The organism is Sphingomonas sp. GC_Shp_3 (assembly GCF_026540945.1).
Classification (GTDB): domain Bacteria; phylum Pseudomonadota; class Alphaproteobacteria; order Sphingomonadales; family Sphingomonadaceae; genus Sphingomonas.
In genome coordinates this window covers 155816-173518 of record NZ_JALNUT010000004.1, presented here as the reverse complement: position 1 = coordinate 173518, position 17703 = coordinate 155816, and the positions used below count along the sequence as shown (strand labels likewise).

Annotated in this window: 16 protein-coding genes; 8 read left to right on the top strand and 8 right to left on the bottom strand. The window is 66.1% G+C overall.

The genetic code is table 11. The annotated features are described in order from the left end of the window. Nucleotides 1–136: 136 nt before the first annotated feature. On the top strand, nt 137–2128 hold the full coding sequence (locus tag OXR00_RS19795; protein WP_267388340.1) for an acyltransferase family protein: 1992 nt from the start codon (nt 137–139) through the stop codon (nt 2126–2128). On the opposite strand, the gene OXR00_RS11395 is transcribed toward OXR00_RS19795, so the two are convergent. Both OXR00_RS11395 and OXR00_RS11390 read right to left on the bottom strand, forming a co-directional pair. Continuing rightward, nucleotides 2094–2729, bottom strand: coding sequence for a glutathione S-transferase family protein (locus OXR00_RS11395; RefSeq protein WP_267388339.1), 636 nt, complete (start codon nt 2727–2729; stop codon nt 2094–2096). The genes OXR00_RS19795 and OXR00_RS11395 overlap by 35 nt on opposite strands. A 35-nt stretch (nt 2730–2764) precedes the next feature. After that, the gene (locus OXR00_RS11390) at nt 2765–3640 is read right to left on the bottom strand and encodes a dienelactone hydrolase family protein (RefSeq protein WP_267388338.1); all 876 of its coding nucleotides are present in this window, start codon (nt 3638–3640) and stop codon (nt 2765–2767) included. A 108-nt stretch (nt 3641–3748) separates the two neighbouring features. Here OXR00_RS11390 and OXR00_RS11385 point away from each other — a divergent pair, with 108 nt between their 5' ends. From OXR00_RS11385 to glpX, 5 genes are all read left to right on the top strand, one after another. Next, on the top strand, nt 3749–4537 hold the full coding sequence (locus OXR00_RS11385; RefSeq protein ID WP_267388337.1) for an energy transducer TonB: 789 nt from the start codon (nt 3749–3751) through the stop codon (nt 4535–4537). Nucleotides 4538–4593: 56 nt separating this feature from the next. Beyond that, nucleotides 4594–5259, top strand: a complete 666-nt coding sequence (locus OXR00_RS11380) for a pyrimidine 5'-nucleotidase (protein ID WP_267388336.1) — start codon at nt 4594–4596, stop codon at nt 5257–5259. Then, nucleotides 5256–6077: a 2,3,4,5-tetrahydropyridine-2,6-dicarboxylate N-succinyltransferase gene (gene dapD / locus OXR00_RS11375; RefSeq protein ID WP_267388335.1), complete on the top strand. Its 822-nt coding sequence runs from the start codon at nt 5256–5258 to the stop codon at nt 6075–6077. Before OXR00_RS11380 ends, dapD begins: the two co-directional genes overlap by 4 nt. Next, nucleotides 6077–6832, top strand: a complete 756-nt coding sequence (locus OXR00_RS11370) for a glutaminyl-peptide cyclotransferase (RefSeq protein ID WP_267388334.1) — start codon at nt 6077–6079, stop codon at nt 6830–6832. Before dapD ends, OXR00_RS11370 begins: the two co-directional genes overlap by 1 nt. Before the next feature lie 92 nt (nt 6833–6924). Further along, nucleotides 6925–7893, top strand: a complete 969-nt coding sequence (gene glpX / locus OXR00_RS11365; RefSeq protein WP_242150588.1) for a class II fructose-bisphosphatase — start codon at nt 6925–6927, stop codon at nt 7891–7893. 60 nt (nt 7894–7953) lie between these two features. Here glpX and OXR00_RS11360 read toward each other — a convergent pair whose 3' ends face one another. After that, nucleotides 7954–8457: an N-acetyltransferase family protein gene (locus tag OXR00_RS11360; RefSeq protein ID WP_346731997.1), complete on the bottom strand. Its 504-nt coding sequence runs from the start codon at nt 8455–8457 to the stop codon at nt 7954–7956. A gap of 95 nt (nt 8458–8552) precedes the next feature. Between OXR00_RS11360 and OXR00_RS11355 the strand changes: the two genes are divergently transcribed. Further along, nucleotides 8553–10427, top strand: coding sequence for a CocE/NonD family hydrolase (locus OXR00_RS11355; protein WP_267388333.1), 1875 nt, complete (start codon nt 8553–8555; stop codon nt 10425–10427). Nucleotides 10428–10678: 251 nt separating this feature from the next. On the opposite strand, the gene OXR00_RS11350 is transcribed toward OXR00_RS11355, so the two are convergent. Both OXR00_RS11350 and OXR00_RS11345 read right to left on the bottom strand, forming a co-directional pair. Then, nucleotides 10679–11440 carry an ABC transporter permease gene (locus OXR00_RS11350; RefSeq protein WP_267388386.1) on the bottom strand — a complete coding sequence of 254 codons (762 nt, stop codon included), beginning with the start codon at nt 11438–11440 and terminating at the stop codon, nt 10679–10681. Between the two features lie 8 nt (nt 11441–11448). Then, nucleotides 11449–12384, bottom strand: a complete 936-nt coding sequence (locus OXR00_RS11345) for an ABC transporter ATP-binding protein (protein ID WP_267388332.1) — start codon at nt 12382–12384, stop codon at nt 11449–11451. 201 nt (nt 12385–12585) lie between these two features. Here OXR00_RS11345 and OXR00_RS11340 point away from each other — a divergent pair, with 201 nt between their 5' ends. Further along, nucleotides 12586–12738 carry a hypothetical protein gene (locus OXR00_RS11340; RefSeq protein WP_267388331.1) on the top strand — a complete coding sequence of 51 codons (153 nt, stop codon included), beginning with the start codon at nt 12586–12588 and terminating at the stop codon, nt 12736–12738. 4 nt (nt 12739–12742) lie between these two features. On the opposite strand, the gene OXR00_RS11335 is transcribed toward OXR00_RS11340, so the two are convergent. The 3 genes from OXR00_RS11335 to OXR00_RS11325 form a co-directional block, all read right to left on the bottom strand. Further along, a complete protein-coding gene (locus OXR00_RS11335) occupies nt 12743–13465 on the bottom strand; it encodes a thioredoxin domain-containing protein (RefSeq protein ID WP_267388330.1) in 723 nt (240 codons plus the stop codon). After that, a complete protein-coding gene (locus OXR00_RS11330; protein WP_267388329.1) occupies nt 13462–14817 on the bottom strand; it encodes a M48 family metalloprotease in 1356 nt (451 codons plus the stop codon). Before OXR00_RS11330 ends, OXR00_RS11335 begins: the two co-directional genes overlap by 4 nt. A gap of 102 nt (nt 14818–14919) precedes the next feature. After that, nucleotides 14920–17589: a ribonuclease E/G gene (locus OXR00_RS11325; protein ID WP_267388328.1), complete on the bottom strand. Its 2670-nt coding sequence runs from the start codon at nt 17587–17589 to the stop codon at nt 14920–14922. Between the last annotated feature and the right edge of the window lie 114 nt (nt 17590–17703).

Sequence of the window (17703 nt, the reverse complement as noted above, 5' to 3'; positions counted from 1 at the left end):
CTTAGCGGGAACGGGTTCGACTTCACAACGGCGCGCAGGCACCAGCTGCGACCCGGGGTCGTCGGTAGGCGGGGGCCTTCCGACGACCTTCGCCGATCGTTGAAGAACGGACTCCCCACGATCGAAGGGGGACAGCGTGAAACAGTATCGGACCGACATCGACGGCCTGCGCGCGCTCGCCGTCACTCCCGTGGTGCTGTTTCACATCGGGTTCGCGGGGCTGTCCGGCGGCTATGTCGGTGTCGACATCTTCTTCGTCATATCCGGCTTCCTCATCACGATGAGCCTGGACGAAGACATCCGCGCCGGCAGCTACAGCATTTCGCAATTCTACGTGCGCCGTATCCGCCGCATCTTCCCGGCCTATTTCGTGCTGATCTGCATCGTCTCGCTGTTCGCGGCCGCGCTGCAACTACCCGCCGACCTCAAGGATTACGGTTCGAGCATGGCCGCGACCAGCGTCTATGTGTCGAACATCAGCTTCTGGCTCGGCAGTGGCGATTACTTCGGCCTGAAAAGCGAATTTCAGCCGCTGCTCCACACCTGGTCGCTGTCGGTCGAGGAGCAATTCTACATCGTCTTTCCGCTGCTGCTGATCGTGGCGTCGCGGGCCGGCAGCCGCACGTGGATGAAGCTTGCCGTCGCGCTGTGCTTCGCCGCATCGCTGGCGCTCAGCATCCGTGGCACGCAGGCGACGCCAGTCGCGGCCTTCTATCTGCTGCCGACCCGCGCGTGGGAATTACTGGCCGGCTCGCTGCTCGCGCTCGGCGTCGCGGGCGTACCGCGCAGGGCGACGACGGCGGAGGTCGCCGCGCTGGCCGGGCTACTGCTGATCGTTGCGCCGATCGTTCTTTATACGGCGCAAACGCCGTTCCCCGGCCTCGGCGCGATTCCGCCGGTACTCGGCGCGGTGTTGATCCTGTACGCGGGCATGGGGGATCAGCAAACGACAGTAGGGCGGCTGTTGTCGCATCCCGCACCGCGTTTCATCGGGCTGATCAGCTATTCGCTGTATCTGTGGCACTGGCCGATCATTGTGTTCGCCCGCTACGTCTTCCTCGATCTCGACCTATCGCTCAAGCTGGCGATTCTGCCGCTGGCGATCGTCATGGCAACCCTGTCATGGCGCTTTGTCGAGCGGCCGTTTCGTCGCCCGATCGCGCCGGTCGCGCCGCGATGGCTGTTCGCCACCACCGCCGCGCTTACCTGCGGGATCGCCGCGATCGGGCTGCTGTTCGCGCGCGACGGCCTGCCGTGGCGGATCTCGCCCGTGATCGTCGCAATGGCTGACAAGGCTACCTATCAGGGCCCGCCCCGCACCTGCGGCGGCGCCTATCAGAAGCGCCGCACGCTGGCGACGCTGTGCGTACGCGGCACGCCCGGCGTTACGCCTGATCTGCTGGTGATCGGCGACAGCCATGCCGACGCGCTCGCGCAAAGCGTGTTCGAGGCGGCAGACGAGGCGGGCCATGCCGGCTACCAGATCAGCGACACCGGCTATCGGCCACTGCTCGGCTACGCCAAAGTTGGGGAGGAGGCAAAGTACCGTTATCTTAACCGCCTCGCCGTCGCGCTGCTCGACAGCCATCCGGCGGTGCGCACGATCGTCATTCCGGCCTATTGGCATCAGGCGGTGAGCATCGACAGCTACGTCGGTCCTGCTGACACCCGGGTTGCCGGCGCGGTGGGGGTGGAGGCAGGGTTCGTGGCCCTGCTGAAGCGATATCCCAACCGCCGCTTCCTGTTCTTGTTGCCCGCCGCACATTCGCTGACCTTCGGTGGCGACGCCGCCGCACGCGCCACCTTGTTCGGTCGCGCCCCTTTCCACCCGGCCGTGCCGCGCGCCCTTTTCGACGCGGAGCAGGCGGAGTACGCGCCCATCCTCGCCCGCCTGAAGACGGACCCGCGCGTACACGTACTGCGCATGAGCGACACTTTATGCGATGCCACGCTCTGCCATGGTGATCTGGCCGGCGCGCTTGCCTATTCGGACGACAATCACCCGTCCTACGCCGCCGCCGAACGGGTCAAGCCTGCGCTAACCCGCTATTTCCGGCACGGTACGCAGGCGATGCAGGTCGCGGCCGTGCGTTTCACCCTGCCGCCGTTGCTTCTGCCGCCGCTATAAGCGCGTCGTCGAGCGCCGACGCACGCTTAAACGCCTCGCGTGCGTAGACGCGCTCGGAATAGGCGGCGAAGGCAGGTCGAGCCTCCAGCATTCCGAACTGCAGCATGAAGCCGATCTGCGAGCCGACATACACGTCGGCAGCGGTGAACGTGTCACCGGCGACGTAGTCCCGACCGGTCACCGCCGCCTCCAGCGTGTCGACGGTCTGCTCGAAACAGCCGTAGCCAGCCATGCGTTGCTGGCGATCGTCGGGCGCTACCCCCATCGACTTGTTGGTGAACGCCTGTTCGACCGGCCCGGCGGCGAAGAACAGCCAGCGGTAATAGTCCGCCCGCCCGTCCAGCGGCGGCGCCAGCCCGGCGTGGGGAAACGCGTCGGCGAGATAGGCGCAGATCGCGGCGCATTCGGTCACGACCTTGCCGCCGTGGACGATCGCCGGCACCTTGCCCATCGGGTTGACGGTCAGATACTCCGCCCCTTTCATCGACGATGCATAATCGAGCACCACCGTTTCGTAGGTCGCACCGACTTCCTCCAGCATCCAGCGCGCGATCCGCCCGCGTGACCTCGGGTTTGTGTAGAAAATCAGATCGTTCGCCATCGCTTAGCCTCCCTGGTTGGTCCGTTTGCCGGCACTCAGCCGTCGATATGGGTGTGCAGAAATTCCAGCGTCCGCTCCCACGCCAGCGTCGCGGCCGCCGCATTGTAGCGATCGGCCGCCGTGTCGTTGTTGAACGCGTGATCGACGCCCTCGTAGGTATAGTCCGTGACGTCCTTGCCCGCCGCTTTCAGCGCCGCCACCCACGGCACGCCGGTGGCCGCGACGCGCGCGTCCTTGCCCGCGTAATGGAGCAGCAAGGGTGCGGAGACCTTCACCGCCTCGGCCGGATCGGGCGCCGGCCCGTAATAGGCCACCCCCGCCGCCAGCGCATCACCCGCCGCCACCGCCACGCGGTTGACGAGCGCGCCGCCCCAGCAGAAGCCCACCACCGCGACCTTGCCGTTCCCGCCCGGCCGCGCCCGCATCGCGCCGATCGTACCGACCGCCTCGCTGGTGATTGCAGTGAGATCCGCCTTGGCGCTCATGTCGCGCGCCTTATCCTCGTCGGATGGCGTGCCGCCCTGATCGCTCAGGAAATCGGGTGCCACCGCGCGGAAGCCGGCCAAAGCGAAGCGCCGTGCGACATCCTGGATATGCGGCGTGAGCCCGCGATTTTCGTGAAACACGATGACGCTTCCGAGCCCGGTCTTGCCCTTGGGCGACGCGAAATAGCCGGTGAGTTTCTTGCCCGGTCCGACACCATAAGGCTCCGTCACGATATCCAGCGTCGGATCGGTTGCATCGGTGATCGCGGCGGCCGCGGGCGACGCAGCGATACCCGCGATCAGCAGTTCCGCCGCCGCCACCGATCCGGTCAACGCCACCATGTCGCGCAGCAACGCACGGCGGTCGCGATGTTCATGAGTGAAGGCATCGTAAAGCTGGATCGCTCGATCGCGAAACTGGGTCATTGCGGCAGGCTCCTCAACGAATCGGCTGGACGAACGATAACCGTCGCGCGCTACAGCCGCAAAGCCGGCGGGAACCTACGCCGGGCAAACGAGGTTGGGACGCGGGCAATGACGACATACCGTGCCAGCAACGACAGAAAGGTCGGCGCCGCGATCGCGGCGGCGGCGCTGCAGGTCGGGCTGGGCTTCCTGCTCATCAGCGGCTTCACGGTGAAGATCCCGCATGTGGTCGAGCAGGATCTCAAGCTGTTCGGCGTATCACCACCCGCGCCGCCCCCGCCGCCGCCGCCTCCTCCACCCCAGCCGCGCCCCAAGCCGACACAACACAAGGCCGCCGCTGCTGCACCACCCAACATCCGTTCCAAGGCGACGGAGGTCGTCGCGCCACCGCCGCGCATCCCCATGCCGGTGCCGCCCCCCGTCGTCGCCGCGCCGATCGCCGCGACGGGCAATCAGGCGACCTCGGGCGCAGCCGACAAGCCCGGCATCGGCACCGGCGCGGGCGGCAGCGGTCAGGGTACCGGTAGTGGCGGCAGCGGTGATGGCGACGGCGGCGGCGTTGCGGAAGAGGCGTATCAGAAGAGCGGACGGATCCGCGGTTCGGACTATCCCAGGAGTGCACTTCGCGCGCGGATTGGCGGCACGGTCTACGTCAGCTACACCGTCGAGGTCGACGGGCGGGCGACGGGTTGCACGATCCGACGGAGCAGCGGCAACCCGGATATCGACGCGACCACCTGCAACCTGATCGAACAACGCTACCGCTACGAACCGGCACGCGACGCGCACGGCCGCAAAATCCGCTCCCGCGTGGAGAATCAGGACCATACCTGGGTGGTTGGGCACGACGACGACGATGGCGGCGACCGGGATCGCGATAACCGCGACGACCGCTGATCGCCGGCTCCACGCCAGCTTGCCCCCCGCCCCGCCCCGGCCTAGAGCGCGCGGGCATGCACCAGCGCCTCGCCCATATCCGCAACTGGATCTTCGATCTCGACAACACGCTGTATCCGGCGAGTGCGAACCTGTTCAGCCAGATCGACGCGAAGATGACCGGCTACATCGCCGCGCGTTTCGGCGTGGACCGCGACGAGGCGTACCGCATGCAGAAGCAGTATTTCCTCGGCCACGGCACCACGCTCGCCGGGTTGATGGCCGAGCATGAGGTCGACCCGCACGACTTCCTCGACTTCGTCCACGATGTCGAGATGGATGTGCTGGAGGAGAACGCCCCGCTTGCCGCCGCGATCGCGCGACTGCCGGGGCGCAAGATCGTCTTCACCAACGGTGAGCGCCTGTATGCCGGACGGGTGCTGGAGCGGCTCGGTCTATCGGAAAGTTTCGAGGCGGTGCACGACATCCACGCGATGGACCTGATCCCCAAACCGCAAGCCTCGGCTTATGCCGGGCTGTGCGCGGCGTTCGGCATTGACCCCAAGCAGTCGCTGTTCGCCGACGACATGGCGCGCAATCTTGCGCCCGCAAAGGCGATCGGCATGGCGACGGTATGGGTCGATAACGGTTCCGAACAGGGGCATGACGCCGACCGCGGCTTCATCGATTTCACCTGCACCGATATCACGGCTTGGCTGCACGACATTCTGGAGGACCAATGAGCGACCTGCAAACGACCATTGAAGCGGCATGGGACGCGCGGGACACGATCGGTTTCACGACCGGTGCGCCGGTGCGCGATGCGGTCGAAACCGCGCTGGACCTGCTCGATAGCGGCAAGGCACGCGTCGCCGAACCGCAGGGAGACGGCTGGGTCGTCAATCAGTGGCTCAAGAAGGCGGTGCTGCTGTCGTTCCGCCTCAACGACAATACCCTTATCGAAGGCGGTGCGGCGGGCGCGCCCGCGTTCGACAAGGTACCTTCGAAATTCGCCGGCTGGGGTGAAGCGGAGTTCCGCGCCGGCGGGTTCCGCGTCGTACCGGGCGCGGTGGCGCGGCGCGGCGCGTTCATTGGCAAGGGCGCAATCCTGATGCCGAGCTTCGTCAACATCGGCGCCTATGTCGGTGAAGGCACGATGGTCGACACCTGGGCGACGGTCGGATCGTGCGCGCAAATCGGCAAGAACGTCCATCTGTCGGGCGGCGCGGGCATCGGCGGCGTGCTGGAGCCGTTGCAGGCCGATCCGGTCATAATCGGCGACGGCGCCTTCATCGGCGCGCGCGCGGAAGTGGCGGAGGGCGTGCGCGTCGGCGAAGGCGCGGTGCTGTCGATGGGCGTGTACCTCGGCGCCTCGACCAAGATCATCGACCGCGCCACCGGCGAAGTTCACATCGGTTCGGTACCGCCCTATGCGGTGGTGGTACCCGGCTCGATCGGCGGCGGCGACGGTAAGCCGGCACTATACTGCGCCGTCATCGTCAAGCGGGTGGACGCGCAGACCCGCTCCAAGACCAGCATCAACGAGCTGCTGCGCGACTGATGCGCACGCTAGCCCTTCTTGCCGCGCTCGTCGCAGCGCCGGCGCTGGCCGATCCGTTGCCGCTCGACGCGGCGAAGGTGATCGCCACCTACCCGCATGATCGCGGCGCCTATACCGAGGGCCTGTTCTACCGCGACGGCAGCTTGTTCGAGAGTACCGGCATGGAGGGCCGCTCGTCGATCCGCCAGGTCGACATCAAGACCGGCACCGTGCGGCGCAAGATCTCGACCCCCGCGTCGGAATTCGGCGAGGGCATCGTCGATGACGGCGACCAGATCATCAGCCTCACGTGGAAGAACGGCCACGGCTATCGCTGGAGCCTCGGCGGTTTCAAGCGGCTCGGCACGTTCAATTACACCGGCGAAGGCTGGGCGCTGACCAAGGATGCGCACCACCTCATCATGTCGGACGGCACGCCGGTGCTGCGTTTTCTCGATCCCAGGTCGCTGCGCGTCGTCAAGCGGCTGAAGGTAACCGCCGACGGCAATCCGGTCGCGAACCTCAACGAACTCGAATATGTCGATGGCGAAATCCTCGCCAACGTATGGATGACCGACATCATCGCCCGGATCGATCCCGTCAGCGGCCATGTGATCGGCTGGATCGACGTGAGCGCGCTCACCAAGCAGGCGGATGCGGGCGGCGGCGATGCCGTCGCCAACGGCATCGCATGGGACGCCAAGGGACGCCGGCTGTTCGTGACAGGGAAGAACTGGCCGGTCTTGTTCGAAATCGCCCCGCCTCATGCCAGATAGCGGCACGACGGATCAACATCTGGCGGCGATCACCTCGACAACGTGACCCGCGTTGCCTATCCGCGTGCGAAACAAACAGAGGAAGCCAGCCTATGTCGACCGTCAGCAACGTCCTGGACCGCGTGCTCGTCCTCGAAATGGTTCGCGTTACCGAGGCGGCGGCGATCGCCTGCGCACCGTTGATCGGTCACGGCGACGAGAAGGCGGCAGATGCGGCGGCGGTGGATGCGATGCGCACCGCGCTCAACGAACTCTACATGGATGGCACCGTCGTCATCGGTGAGGGCGAGCGCGACGAGGCGCCGATGCTGTACATCGGCGAGAAAGTAGGCTCGGCGATCGGCAAGGGACCGAAGATCGACATCGCGCTCGATCCGCTCGAAGGCACCACGATCTGCGCCACCGCCGGGCCAAACAGCCTCGCCGTGCTGGCGATCGCCGAGGAAGGCATGCTGCTCAACGCCCCCGACGTGTACATGGACAAGATCGCGGTCGGCCCGGGCTATCCCGAAGGCGTGATCGATCTCGACAAGTCGCCGAGCGAGAACGTCCGCGCGCTCGCCGCCGCCAAGGGTGTCGAGCCGTCGAAGATCATGTGCTGCGTGCTCGATCGCCCACGCCACCAGAAGCTGATCGCGGAGTTGCGCTCGCTCGGCTGCGGCGTGATGCTGATCGGCGACGGCGACGTGGCCGGCGTAATCGCCACCACCAACCCGGACACCAACATCGACATCTACATGGGCTCGGGCGGCGCGCCGGAGGGTGTGCTCGCGGCAGCGGCGCTGCGCTGCGTTGGCGGCCAGTTCAAGGGTCGCCTCCTGTTCCGCAATGACGACGAGCGCGGCCGCGCCGCCAAGTGGGGCGTGACCGATCTCGACAAGCAGTACGACCTTACCGAACTCGCCAAGGGCGACTGCATCTTCGCGGCGACCGGCGTGACCGACGGGTCGCTGCTCGCCGGCGTGAAGCGCAAAAAGGGCGTGCTAACCACCGAGAGCGTGGTGATGCGCGCCTCCTCCGGCACGGTGCGCTGGGTCAAGGGCGAACACCGGGTCGGCTAATCCCGCCAGCGCGCGGCATTCCGGCGCGAGCCGGGGTGCCGCGCGCCCAGACGGCGGTCGTCAGACGCTGCGCTGCATGAACAGCACGTCGAGCGAGCGTCCGAACTTGATGCCGACGTTGTTCAAGCGTCCTGCTTCCGCAAAGCCGAGCTTTGTGTGCAACGCGACCGATGCGGACTCCGGCCCGCCGATCACCGCCACCATCTCGCGGAAGCCCGCGGTCGGCGCAGCGGCGATCAACGCCGCGAGCAGGTACGCGCCGACACCCGCCCCCCGCGCATCCTCGGCGATGTAGATGCTGTCCTCGCAGGTTGTGCGGTACGCCTCGCGGTCGCGGAACTGCGCCGCATAGGCATAGCCGATCACGCGCCCTGCCCTCTCCGCGACCATAAACGGCCAGCCGTTCGCGGCGATATCGGCGATCCGGCCGCGCCAATCCTCTGCCGAAACCGGCACCAGATCGAACGTGCCGGTACCGTACAGGACATGATGCGCGTAGATCGCCGCGATCTCTGCCGCATCGTCTTCCCGCACCGCCCGACACGCCAAGTCCATTTTCGGCATATTCCCTCGCGCTTCAATCGCCGGGGGCCATAGCACCGGCTTTACCTGCGCACACCGCCCCGGCTAAGCTTTCGCCGAATTGCGAAAGATTAGTGATGCGCCACCGCTTTCTGATGTTGCTTGCCGCCGCCGCCCTGCCCGCACTCGTTGCGGCGCGCCCGCAGGCGGCGCCGGTCGCGGCCGAAGCACCGGATGCGCCGTTCACATATCAGAAGCTGATGGTGCCGATGCGCGACGGCGCAAAGATGGAAACCGTCATCATCCGCCCGCGCAACCAGAGCGGCCCGCTGCCGATCCTGCTCCAGCGCACGCCCTATGGCGTACCGGCGTCCGGGCCCGGCAAGGTGCCGGGAAGCTGGGCCTCGCTGGTCAAGGACGGCTATATCTTCGTGTTCCAGTCGATGCGCGGCCGGTTTGGATCGGACGGCGACTTCACGCTGTCCACCGCCGTCCATCCGGCCGATCCGAAGGCGGTGGACGAGGCCACCGACGCCTATGACACGATCGACTGGCTCGTGAAGAACGTGCCCGCCAATAACGGCAAGGTCGGCATGTGGGGCGTGTCCTACCCCGGTTTCGCTGCCGCCGTCGCCCTCGTCCACCCACACCCGGCGCTGAAGGCGGTCAGCCCACAAGCGGCGTGGATCGACTATTGGCAGAACGACGATCTTCACCGTAACGGCGCGCTGCGGCTCAGCTACACCGCCGACTGGGTATCGAGCCTGCAAGTCGACAAGACGCAGAACAAACCCTTCGATTACGGCAATGTCGATACCTACGAGTGGTTCCTCGCGCTCGGCCCTGTGGAAAATCTCGACAAGCGCTACTTCCACGGCAGTGTGCCGATGCTGACCGCGCTGCTCGATCATCCCAATCACGACAGCTTCTACACGAGCCAGAACTGGACGGCGGCACTCGGCAAAACGACGGTGCCGACGCTCAACGTCGCCGGTTTCTGGGATCAGGAGGATCCGTGGGGATCGTGGCAGATTTACCAGAAGCAGCAGGCCAACGATCCCGATCATCTCGCGCAGATGGTGGCCGGCCCGTGGGCGCACGGCACCTGGCAGGGCAAGATGGACGCGCTCGGCAACATCCCGCTCGGCCGCGATACCGGCGCCGAGTTCCGCGATCAGATCCAGACGCCGTTCTTCCGCTACTGGCTACACGGCACCGGCGAGCGGCCATCGTTCGAGGCGAAGATGCTGCAATCCGGCTCGGACCTGTGGAAGACCTATCGCCACTGGCCGCCTGCGGGGGCGACGCCGACGGACCTGTTCCTCCATGCCGATGGCTCGCTCAGTTTCACCGCGCCGGCGAAGACTGAGGCTTGCCGCGACTACGTTTCCGATCCCGCCAACCCGGTACCGTTCCGCGAACGCCCGATCTCCCCCACGTATCCACGCCCGGAATGGCGCTGGTGGGAGAGCGCCGATCAGCGCTTTGTCGACCATCGCCCGGATGTGCTGAGCTATGTCAGTGCGCCGCTGGATGCGGACCTCACCGTCACCGGCAAGCTGGCCGCGACGCTGATGGCCAGCACCAGCGGCACCGACAGCGACTTTGTGGTGAAACTGATCGACGTGCTGCCGCAAAACTATCAGCAGTTCGACATGGACGCGCCGCTCGGCGCCTATCCGCGTCAGCTCAACGGCTATGAATGGCCGATTGCGATGGAGGTGCGGCGTGGCAAGTTCCTGGCCAGCGACGTTGCGCCGCGTGCGCTTACGCCCAACAAGGTGATCGCGTGGGACGTGCCGTTGCGCGACCACGACCACGTCTTCCAGAAGGGCCACCGCATCATGGTGCAGGTCCAGTCGAGTTGGTTTCCGGTGATCGACCGCAATCCACAGACGTTCGTGCCCAACATCGCCCGCGCCAAGCCGGCCGATTTCGTGAAGGCGACGCAACGGGTTTGCGCGGGATCGCGGGTGACGTTGCCGGTGATGGGGAGCGAGCCGCGCTTGTAACACGGCGGTCGCGCTGGCGACGCGAACCGCCGGCCAGCGCGGGCAAGGCCCGCGTCCGACGACACGGGCTTTGCCAGTGATGTGTGCGTAGTGCTGAACCTTTGCGCAATAGTTGCTTGGAATGCTCTTGCCCCGAGCCTCAGGCCGTCATGGGAGTAATCCCATGACGTCGGACGCGGGCCCTGGCCCGCGCCGGCCGGCCCGTCGCGTCGCTTGCGCGAGTGCGGCGCAGTGTGCGCCGCTCGCTCGGGCTAGGCCTTGAGCCGCCACCCCGTCCGGAAGATCAGCGCAATCGCCACCAGACATGCCACCATGAACGCCGCCGTCACGCCAAGGCTCAGCGCGATGCTCACGTCACCCTTGTCGAAGAAGCTCCAGCGGAACCCGCTGATGAGATACACGACCGGGTTGAAGAGGCTGACCGTCCGCCACGGCTGCGGCAGCATGTCGATCGAGTAGAACGCGCCGCCCAGAAACGTCAGCGGCGTCACCAGCAGCGCCGGCACGACCGAGAGTTGCTCGAACCCGTTCGCCCACACGCCGATGATGAAGCCGAACAGACTGAACGTCACACTGGTCAACACCAGAAACGCGATCATCGCCAGCGGGTGCGCGATGTGCAGCGGTACGAACAACGTCGATGTCGCGAGGATCAGCAGACCCAGCACGATCGACTTGCTCGCCGCCGCGCCGACGAACCCCGCGACCATCTCCATCGATGTCACGGGCGCGGACAGCAATTCGAACACGGTACCGGTAAACTTGGGGAAGTAGATCCCGATCGACGCGTTGGAGATGCTCTGCGTCAGCAAGGACAGCATGATGAGCCCCGGCACGATGAAGCTGCCGTAACCGACGCCCCCGACCGTGCTCATCCGTGAGCCGATCGCGCCGCCGAACACGACGAAGTACAGCGATGTGGTGATGACCGGCGTGGCGATGCTCTGCCATACAGTGCGCAGCGAACGCGCCATCTCGAAACGGTAGATCGCCCAAATGCCGTGATGGTTGATGCCGCTGCTCACGCCGCCTGCTCCTTGCGCTCGACCAGATCGACAAAAATGTCCTCCAGCGACGATTTGCTCGTTTCCAGATCCTTAAAGCCGATCCCCATCTCGGCCAGCTTGCGCAACAGCGAGGGGATACCGGTGCGTTCGGCCTGTGCGTCGAACACGTAGCGCAGCGTCGCGCCGTCATCCTCCAGCGCAAGATGCCATTCGGCCAGCGCCTCCGGGATCGCCGCCATCGGCTCCTGCAAGGCGATCAGCATCTGCCGCTTGCCGAGCTTCTTCATCAGCTCGGTCTTCTGTTCGATCAGGATGATTTTGCCCTTGTCGATCACGCCGACCCGGTCGGCCATCTCCTCGGCCTCCTCGATATAGTGCGTGGTGAGGATGATCGTGGTGCCCTTGGCGCGCAGCTTGTGGACCAGCTTCCACATGTCGCGGCGCAGCGCGACGTCCACGCCGGCGGTCGGTTCGTCGAGGAACAGCACGTCCGGCTCGTGGCTCAGCGCCTTGGCGATCAGCACGCGGCGCTTCATGCCCCCCGACAACTCACGGATGCGGGCGTTCCGCTTGTCCCACAACGACAGGTCGCGCAGCACCTCTTCGACATAGGCGTCGTGCCCGGCCTTGCCGAACAGGCGGCGGCTGTAGCGGACGCTCGCCAGCACCGTCTCGAACATGTCGACTGACAGTTCCTGCGGCACAAGCCCGATCACGCTGCGCGCAGCGCGGAAATCGTGGATGGCGTCATGCCCCATGACGGTGATCGTGCCGGTTGACGGTGTGACGATGCCGCAGATGATGCTGATAAGCGTGGTTTTGCCGGCGCCGTTCGGGCCGAGCAGCGCAAAGATTTCACCTTTGTTGATCTCCAGATCAACGGGTTCGAGCGCGCGGTGGCCCGAGGCGTACGTCTTAGATACGCCTCGAACGGACAGGATCGGTTGCATGTGCTTCCCCTTGTGCGCGCAAAATAGGAACGCTGTTGCGGTGCCGCAACGGGTACCACCAAGCCGGCGGGGATAAAGCGCAACACCTCTCCCGTCGCATCCTCACGCGGTAAGCGTGGTGAAGCGCGCGTTAACTGCGACTTGTCGTGCTGTGCGACGTTTACCCGGGCCTAAGCGCTTTGACGAACACAGGAGGGATCGATGATGACCCTGGAAGACATGACCATCCTTGCGCGCCGCTCACGCGAATGCGCCGAACGCGCGCGCCAGGAAGAGCAATTCTGGGAAAGGTTGATCGCCGAGCGGCGCAGGACCGCCACCAATGCAACGCCGCCCTGCGCCGCCGTTGCGTGATCGATCAGCCGCCGGCGCGCGCCTGCGCCACTAGTTTCTGTAACGTCTCCAGCGGCAGCGCAGACGACACGACATGGTTGCCGATCACCCAGCTGGGCGTTCCTGTCATGCCCAACTGCCGCGCGATCCCCATGTTGGAGGCGATCTCCGCATCCGCCCGCGGCGCGAAGGCCGCCGCCTTGGCAGTGTCGACCCCCGCGATCTTGGCCGCCGCCGCGATCGACTGATCGCTGACCTGTCCGCCGGCGTAAAGCGAATCATGAAACGCCTTAAACTTGCCCTGCGCCGCTGCGGCAAGGCTCATTTGTGCCGCGCTTGCGCTCGATTCCGCTAGTACTGGAAACTCTCGAAACACGATGCGCAGCTTCGGATCACTCTGCAGTAATTGCGCGATAGCAGGCAGGCTGGCCCGGCAGTAGCCGCAATTATAGTCGTAATATTCCGCGATTGTGAGATCGGGATGTGCGCTCCCGGCCCACGCGCTACCGACCGGCTCGAGAATGGCGGCGCGATTGTCGGCGATGGTCTTGGCATGCTCCTTGTCGCGGAGCGCATCCATCGCAGCCGGCAGAACCTCGGGGTGCGCGAGCAGATAGTCGTGTACGACCTGCTCGATGCGCGCCTGATCACCCGTCTTGCCCGCAAGTTTGCTGCTTCCAAGATACACGACAGCGCCACCGATCAGAGCACCAAACAGCACGGTCAACAGGAGAGTCAGTCGGGTCATCGGCGCTTCTTATACTTGTTGGGATTGTCTTCGATATCGTTCATCGACGTCATCGCGATGTCCTGCGCGCGGATCCAGTCGATGCTGTTAGGCGGCAACCCAGCCATCGCGGCGCGCGCGCTATAGGCGGCGCGCGGCACGTCGCCGGTCAGGCTCGCCTGCTCAGCACTGGCGAGCAGCGCGCGCGGTTCGTCGCCCGACAGTTCGTAGGCAGTGCCAAGCTGGTACCACGCGAACGGATTGTCGTCGTCACGCGCGACCGCCGACCGCAACACCTTCACCGCCTCGGGATAATAGGCCTTGTCCTCGGTCGCGATCAACGCGTGGCCGAGCGTGGTGGCGATCAGCGGCGCGGTACGCGTGAGCTCGGTCGCCTCGCGCAGCGGCGCCAGCGCATCACGCGGTTTGCCCGCCTCGAGCAGGATCTGCCCACGCACCTCGAGGAAATACGGATCGTGCGGCTTGAGCGCGAGCAGCGCCCTGGTTTCCGTGTCGGCTTTGTTGGGATAGCCCGCCTTGTGCCACGCGTAGGCACGCGCGTAATGGCCGTACTCTGATTGATCGCTCTGCGGGTAGGCGTTGAGCGTCGTCTTGGGATCGGAGACGAAACCGAACAGCTTCGCCTTCACACGCTTGAACCGCTCCTCCAGATCGGGGTCGGGCGGATTGTTGTAGGCGGGCGACGCGACCACATCGGCGGTCAGCGTCGCGACCCGCTCACCGCTGAGCGGGTGGCTTTGCGCATAAGGGTCGATGTTCTGCAGGCCGACCGCATATTCCTGGCTTTGCAGTTTCTTGAAGAAGGTCAGCATGCCTTTGCCGCTGATCCCCGCCTGCCGCAGGAATTTGGCGCCGGTCGCGTCGGCGGTCGATTCCTGCACGCGGCTGAAGGCAGCCGCCTTGTACCCGGCGGCGGTCTGGCCGGCCGCGAGAATGCCGGCACCGGCATCGCCCGCACCCGCTGCCATTGCCGCGATGCCGAGCACCAGACTGAGGATCGAAATGCCGAGCGCGGGGCGGTAGCCGGCATCCGCCAGCACGACGTGACCGTCGGCGACGTGGCCAAGCTCGTGTGCAATCACGCCCTGCACCTGGTTGGCGTTATCCGCGGCGGCGAGCAGTCCCGAATTGACATAGACGACCTGCCCGCCCGCCGTGAAGGCGTTGATCGAATCATCGTTGATGAGGATCACCTTGACGGTGTTGGGCGAGAGCCCCGCGGCGACGATCAGCGGCCGGGACATGTCGTTGAACAGGGCCTCGGTCTCGGCATCGCGCAGGATCGACTGTGCGGCGGCAGGCTGTGCCCACAATAACAGCGCGGTGACGAACCCGGCGACGAGGCGTTTCATGCGAGACATCGATCGACTGCGCGCTCCTTTGCCTCGTCTGCGTGAACCCACGGTGAAGCGGTTCCGGCGGGGCTCCCGTTACAGGAGCCCCGCCGGCATCGATCAGGCGCCGAACGTCCGCTGCCACCAGCCACGGCGCGGCGTGCCCGCCTCGCCCGGATCGGGATCGATAGCGGTCGGTGCCGCCGGTGCGGCCTCCGGCGTCGGCTCGGCTGCCGCGACCGGAGTGGCTGGCGTGGCCTCGACAGCTGCCTCCTCGGTGGCCTTGCGGCGCGGTGCGCGACGCTTCTTAGGCTCGTCCGCGGCCGGTGCGGCGACGACGGGTGCCTCCGCCGCTGCCATTTCCGCCTTGGTGCGGCGCTTGCGCTTCGGCTTTTCGACCTCGGCATCAGGCGCTGCCGCGACGACGGGCGCCTCGGGCGCAGCAACCGCTTCCGGCGGTGCGGTGTCGGCAGCGGCCTTGCGGCGACGGCTCTTCTTCTTGGGCGCGTCGGCATCCTCGGCCGCAACCGCCACCTCGGCCACCGGCTCCGGCGTCGCTTCGGCAAGCGCTTCCGCTTCAATCGAGCCTTCGGTCACGTCATCGAGCAACGTGCCCGCTGGGGCTTCAATCTCCGCCGCTGCGTTGCCCTCGCCCTCGTTGCGACGACCGCCGCGACGGCCGCGACGGCCCCGGCGACGGCGCCCCTCGCCCTCACCGGCCTCGGCGGTTTCGACAGCCGAGGCTGGCGCCTCATCACCGTCCGTCGCCACATCGGCCTCGGCAGCCTCGATGGTCTCGCCCTGCTCGGCCGGCTCGCCCTGCGGCTCGCCATCCGGACGATTGCGGCCGCGACGACCGCGACGACGACGGCGCTTGCGACGCGCATCACCCTCGGCCTCCGTCTCGCCGGGACGGTCACGCTCTTCGCGCGCCTCGCCCACGTCCGCGTCGTCGGCCTCCTCGGTCTCCTCGACCTCGTCCTCTTCCTCGTCGACGAAGTCGTCCTCGTCGATCTCGACGATCGGTGCGTCGAAGCGCGGCGGATGCGCGGGCGGTGGGCCGGAGGCCTCGACCGCCATGCGCGCGCCCTCCTGCTCGCCATCCGGGATCACCTCGATCGTCACGCCGTAGCGATCCTCGATCTCGGCGAGTTCGGCGCGCTTCCTGTTGAGCAGATAGAAGGCCGCTTCCGCGCTCACGCGGATGGCGAGCTGCGAGCCGCGCCCGCGTGCCGCCTCGTCCTCAATCAATCGCAGCGCCGACACGCCCGACGACGATGCGGTGCGTACGAAGCCGGTGCCCTCGCAATGCGGGCACGGCCGGGTCGATGCCTCCAGCACGCCGGTGCGGATGCGCTGGCGGCTCATCTCCATCAGCCCGAACGACGAGATACGACCGACCTGAATGCGCGCGCGATCGTTCTTGAGCGCCTCCTTCATCGCCTTCTCGACCTTCCGGACGTTGGACGAATGATCCATGTCGATGAAGTCGATCACGACAAGGCCGGCCATGTCGCGCAACCGCAACTGGCGCGCGATTTCGTGCGCGGCTTCGAGGTTGGTCGCGGTCGCGGTCTGCTCGATGTTATGCTCGCGCGTCGAGCGGCCCGAGTTGATGTCGATCGACACCAGCGCCTCGGTCGGGTTGATGACGAGGTAGCCGCCCGACTTCAGCTGCACCACCGGATGGTACATCGCCGACAATTGATCCTCGACGCCGGCGCGCTGGAACAGCGGCACCGGATCGCTGTAATGCTTCACCTTGCGCGCGTGCGTCGGCATCAGCAGCTTCATGAACTCGCGCGCCTGGCGATAGCCCTCGGTGCCCTCGACGATCACCTCGTCGATCTCGCGATTGTAGATGTCGCGGATCGCGCGCTTCATCAGATCGCTGTCACCATAGACGAGCGCGGGCGCGGACGACGACATCGTCGTCTCGCGGATGCCGTCCCACAGGCGGGCGAGGTAATCGAAGTCGCGCTTGATCTCGACCTTGGTGCGCTGGAGGCCCGCAGTGCGGACGATGCAGCCCATCGAGGGCGGCAACGTCAGTTCCGCCATGATCGACTTCAGCCGCTTGCGATCGCCCGCGTTCGAGATCTTCCGCGAGATACCGCCGCCGTGCGACGTGTTCGGCATCAGCACGCAGTAGCGGCCGGCGAGGCTCAGATAGGTGGTCAGCGCCGCACCCTTGTTGCCGCGCTCCTCCTTGACGACCTGCACCAGCAGCACCTGCCGGCGGTGGATCACGTCCTGGATCTTGTAACGGCGACGCAGGTTCATGCGGCGTTCGCGTAGGTCCTCGACCGCATCGTCCGACTGGCTCTTGCCGCGACGGCGGCGACGACCGGTGCTCTCGGCGGCGGCTTCGGCGTCGGCGCCGCCGTCATCCTCGAACCGCTCGACCGAATCCTCGTCGACGTCGTGATCGTCGCCGTCGAAATCCTCGTCCTCGTCGTCCTCGGCGTCCTGTTCGGCGCGCAACGCAGCTTCCTGCGCGGCATGCTCGGCCTCTTCGGCGAGCAGCGCCTCGCGGTCTTCGCGCGGGATCTGGTAATAGTCGGGATGGATTTCGCTGAACGCGAGGAAGCCGTGGCGATTGCCGCCGTAATCGACGAACGCCGCCTGCAGCGACGGTTCGACGCGGGTCACCTTGGCGAGATAGATATTCCCCTTGAGCTGCTTGCGCTCAGCCGACTCAAAGTCAAACTCCTCGATCCGGTTTCCTTTGACGACCGCGACGCGGGTTTCTTCCCGGTGGCGTGCGTCGATCAGCATACGCGTTGTCATTGATTGTTCTCCGGGCGCGCGGTCCGGGTGCCTGTGGCGCTGGCCGCGCGCGAATGTGAAGCGGCGCGGTCCGGGCGGAAAACGCGCCCGGCTCTTCGCCGCAATAGGTTTGCA

Coding starts and splice junctions, on each gene's coding strand:
- OXR00_RS11355 (WP_267388333.1), top strand. CDS start 8,553: ATGCGCCACCGCTTTCTGATGTTGCTTGCCGCCGCCGCCCTGCCCGCA.
- OXR00_RS11345 (WP_267388332.1), bottom strand. CDS start 12,384: ATGCAACCGATCCTGTCCGTTCGAGGCGTATCTAAGACGTACGCCTCG.
- glpX (WP_242150588.1), top strand. CDS start 6,925: ATGTCGACCGTCAGCAACGTCCTGGACCGCGTGCTCGTCCTCGAAATG.
- OXR00_RS11340 (WP_267388331.1), top strand. CDS start 12,586: ATGATGACCCTGGAAGACATGACCATCCTTGCGCGCCGCTCACGCGAA.
- OXR00_RS11335 (WP_267388330.1), bottom strand. CDS start 13,465: ATGACCCGACTGACTCTCCTGTTGACCGTGCTGTTTGGTGCTCTGATC.
- OXR00_RS11370 (WP_267388334.1), top strand. CDS start 6,077: ATGCGCACGCTAGCCCTTCTTGCCGCGCTCGTCGCAGCGCCGGCGCTG.
- OXR00_RS11390 (WP_267388338.1), bottom strand. CDS start 3,640: ATGACCCAGTTTCGCGATCGAGCGATCCAGCTTTACGATGCCTTCACT.
- OXR00_RS11385 (WP_267388337.1), top strand. CDS start 3,749: ATGACGACATACCGTGCCAGCAACGACAGAAAGGTCGGCGCCGCGATC.
- dapD (WP_267388335.1), top strand. CDS start 5,256: ATGAGCGACCTGCAAACGACCATTGAAGCGGCATGGGACGCGCGGGAC.
- OXR00_RS11330 (WP_267388329.1), bottom strand. CDS start 14,817: ATGAAACGCCTCGTCGCCGGGTTCGTCACCGCGCTGTTATTGTGGGCA.
- OXR00_RS11395 (WP_267388339.1), bottom strand. CDS start 2,729: ATGGCGAACGATCTGATTTTCTACACAAACCCGAGGTCACGCGGGCGG.
- OXR00_RS11325 (WP_267388328.1), bottom strand. CDS start 17,589: ATGACAACGCGTATGCTGATCGACGCACGCCACCGGGAAGAAACCCGC.
- OXR00_RS11360 (WP_346731997.1), bottom strand. CDS start 8,457: ATGCCGAAAATGGACTTGGCGTGTCGGGCGGTGCGGGAAGACGATGCG.
- OXR00_RS11380 (WP_267388336.1), top strand. CDS start 4,594: ATGCACCAGCGCCTCGCCCATATCCGCAACTGGATCTTCGATCTCGAC.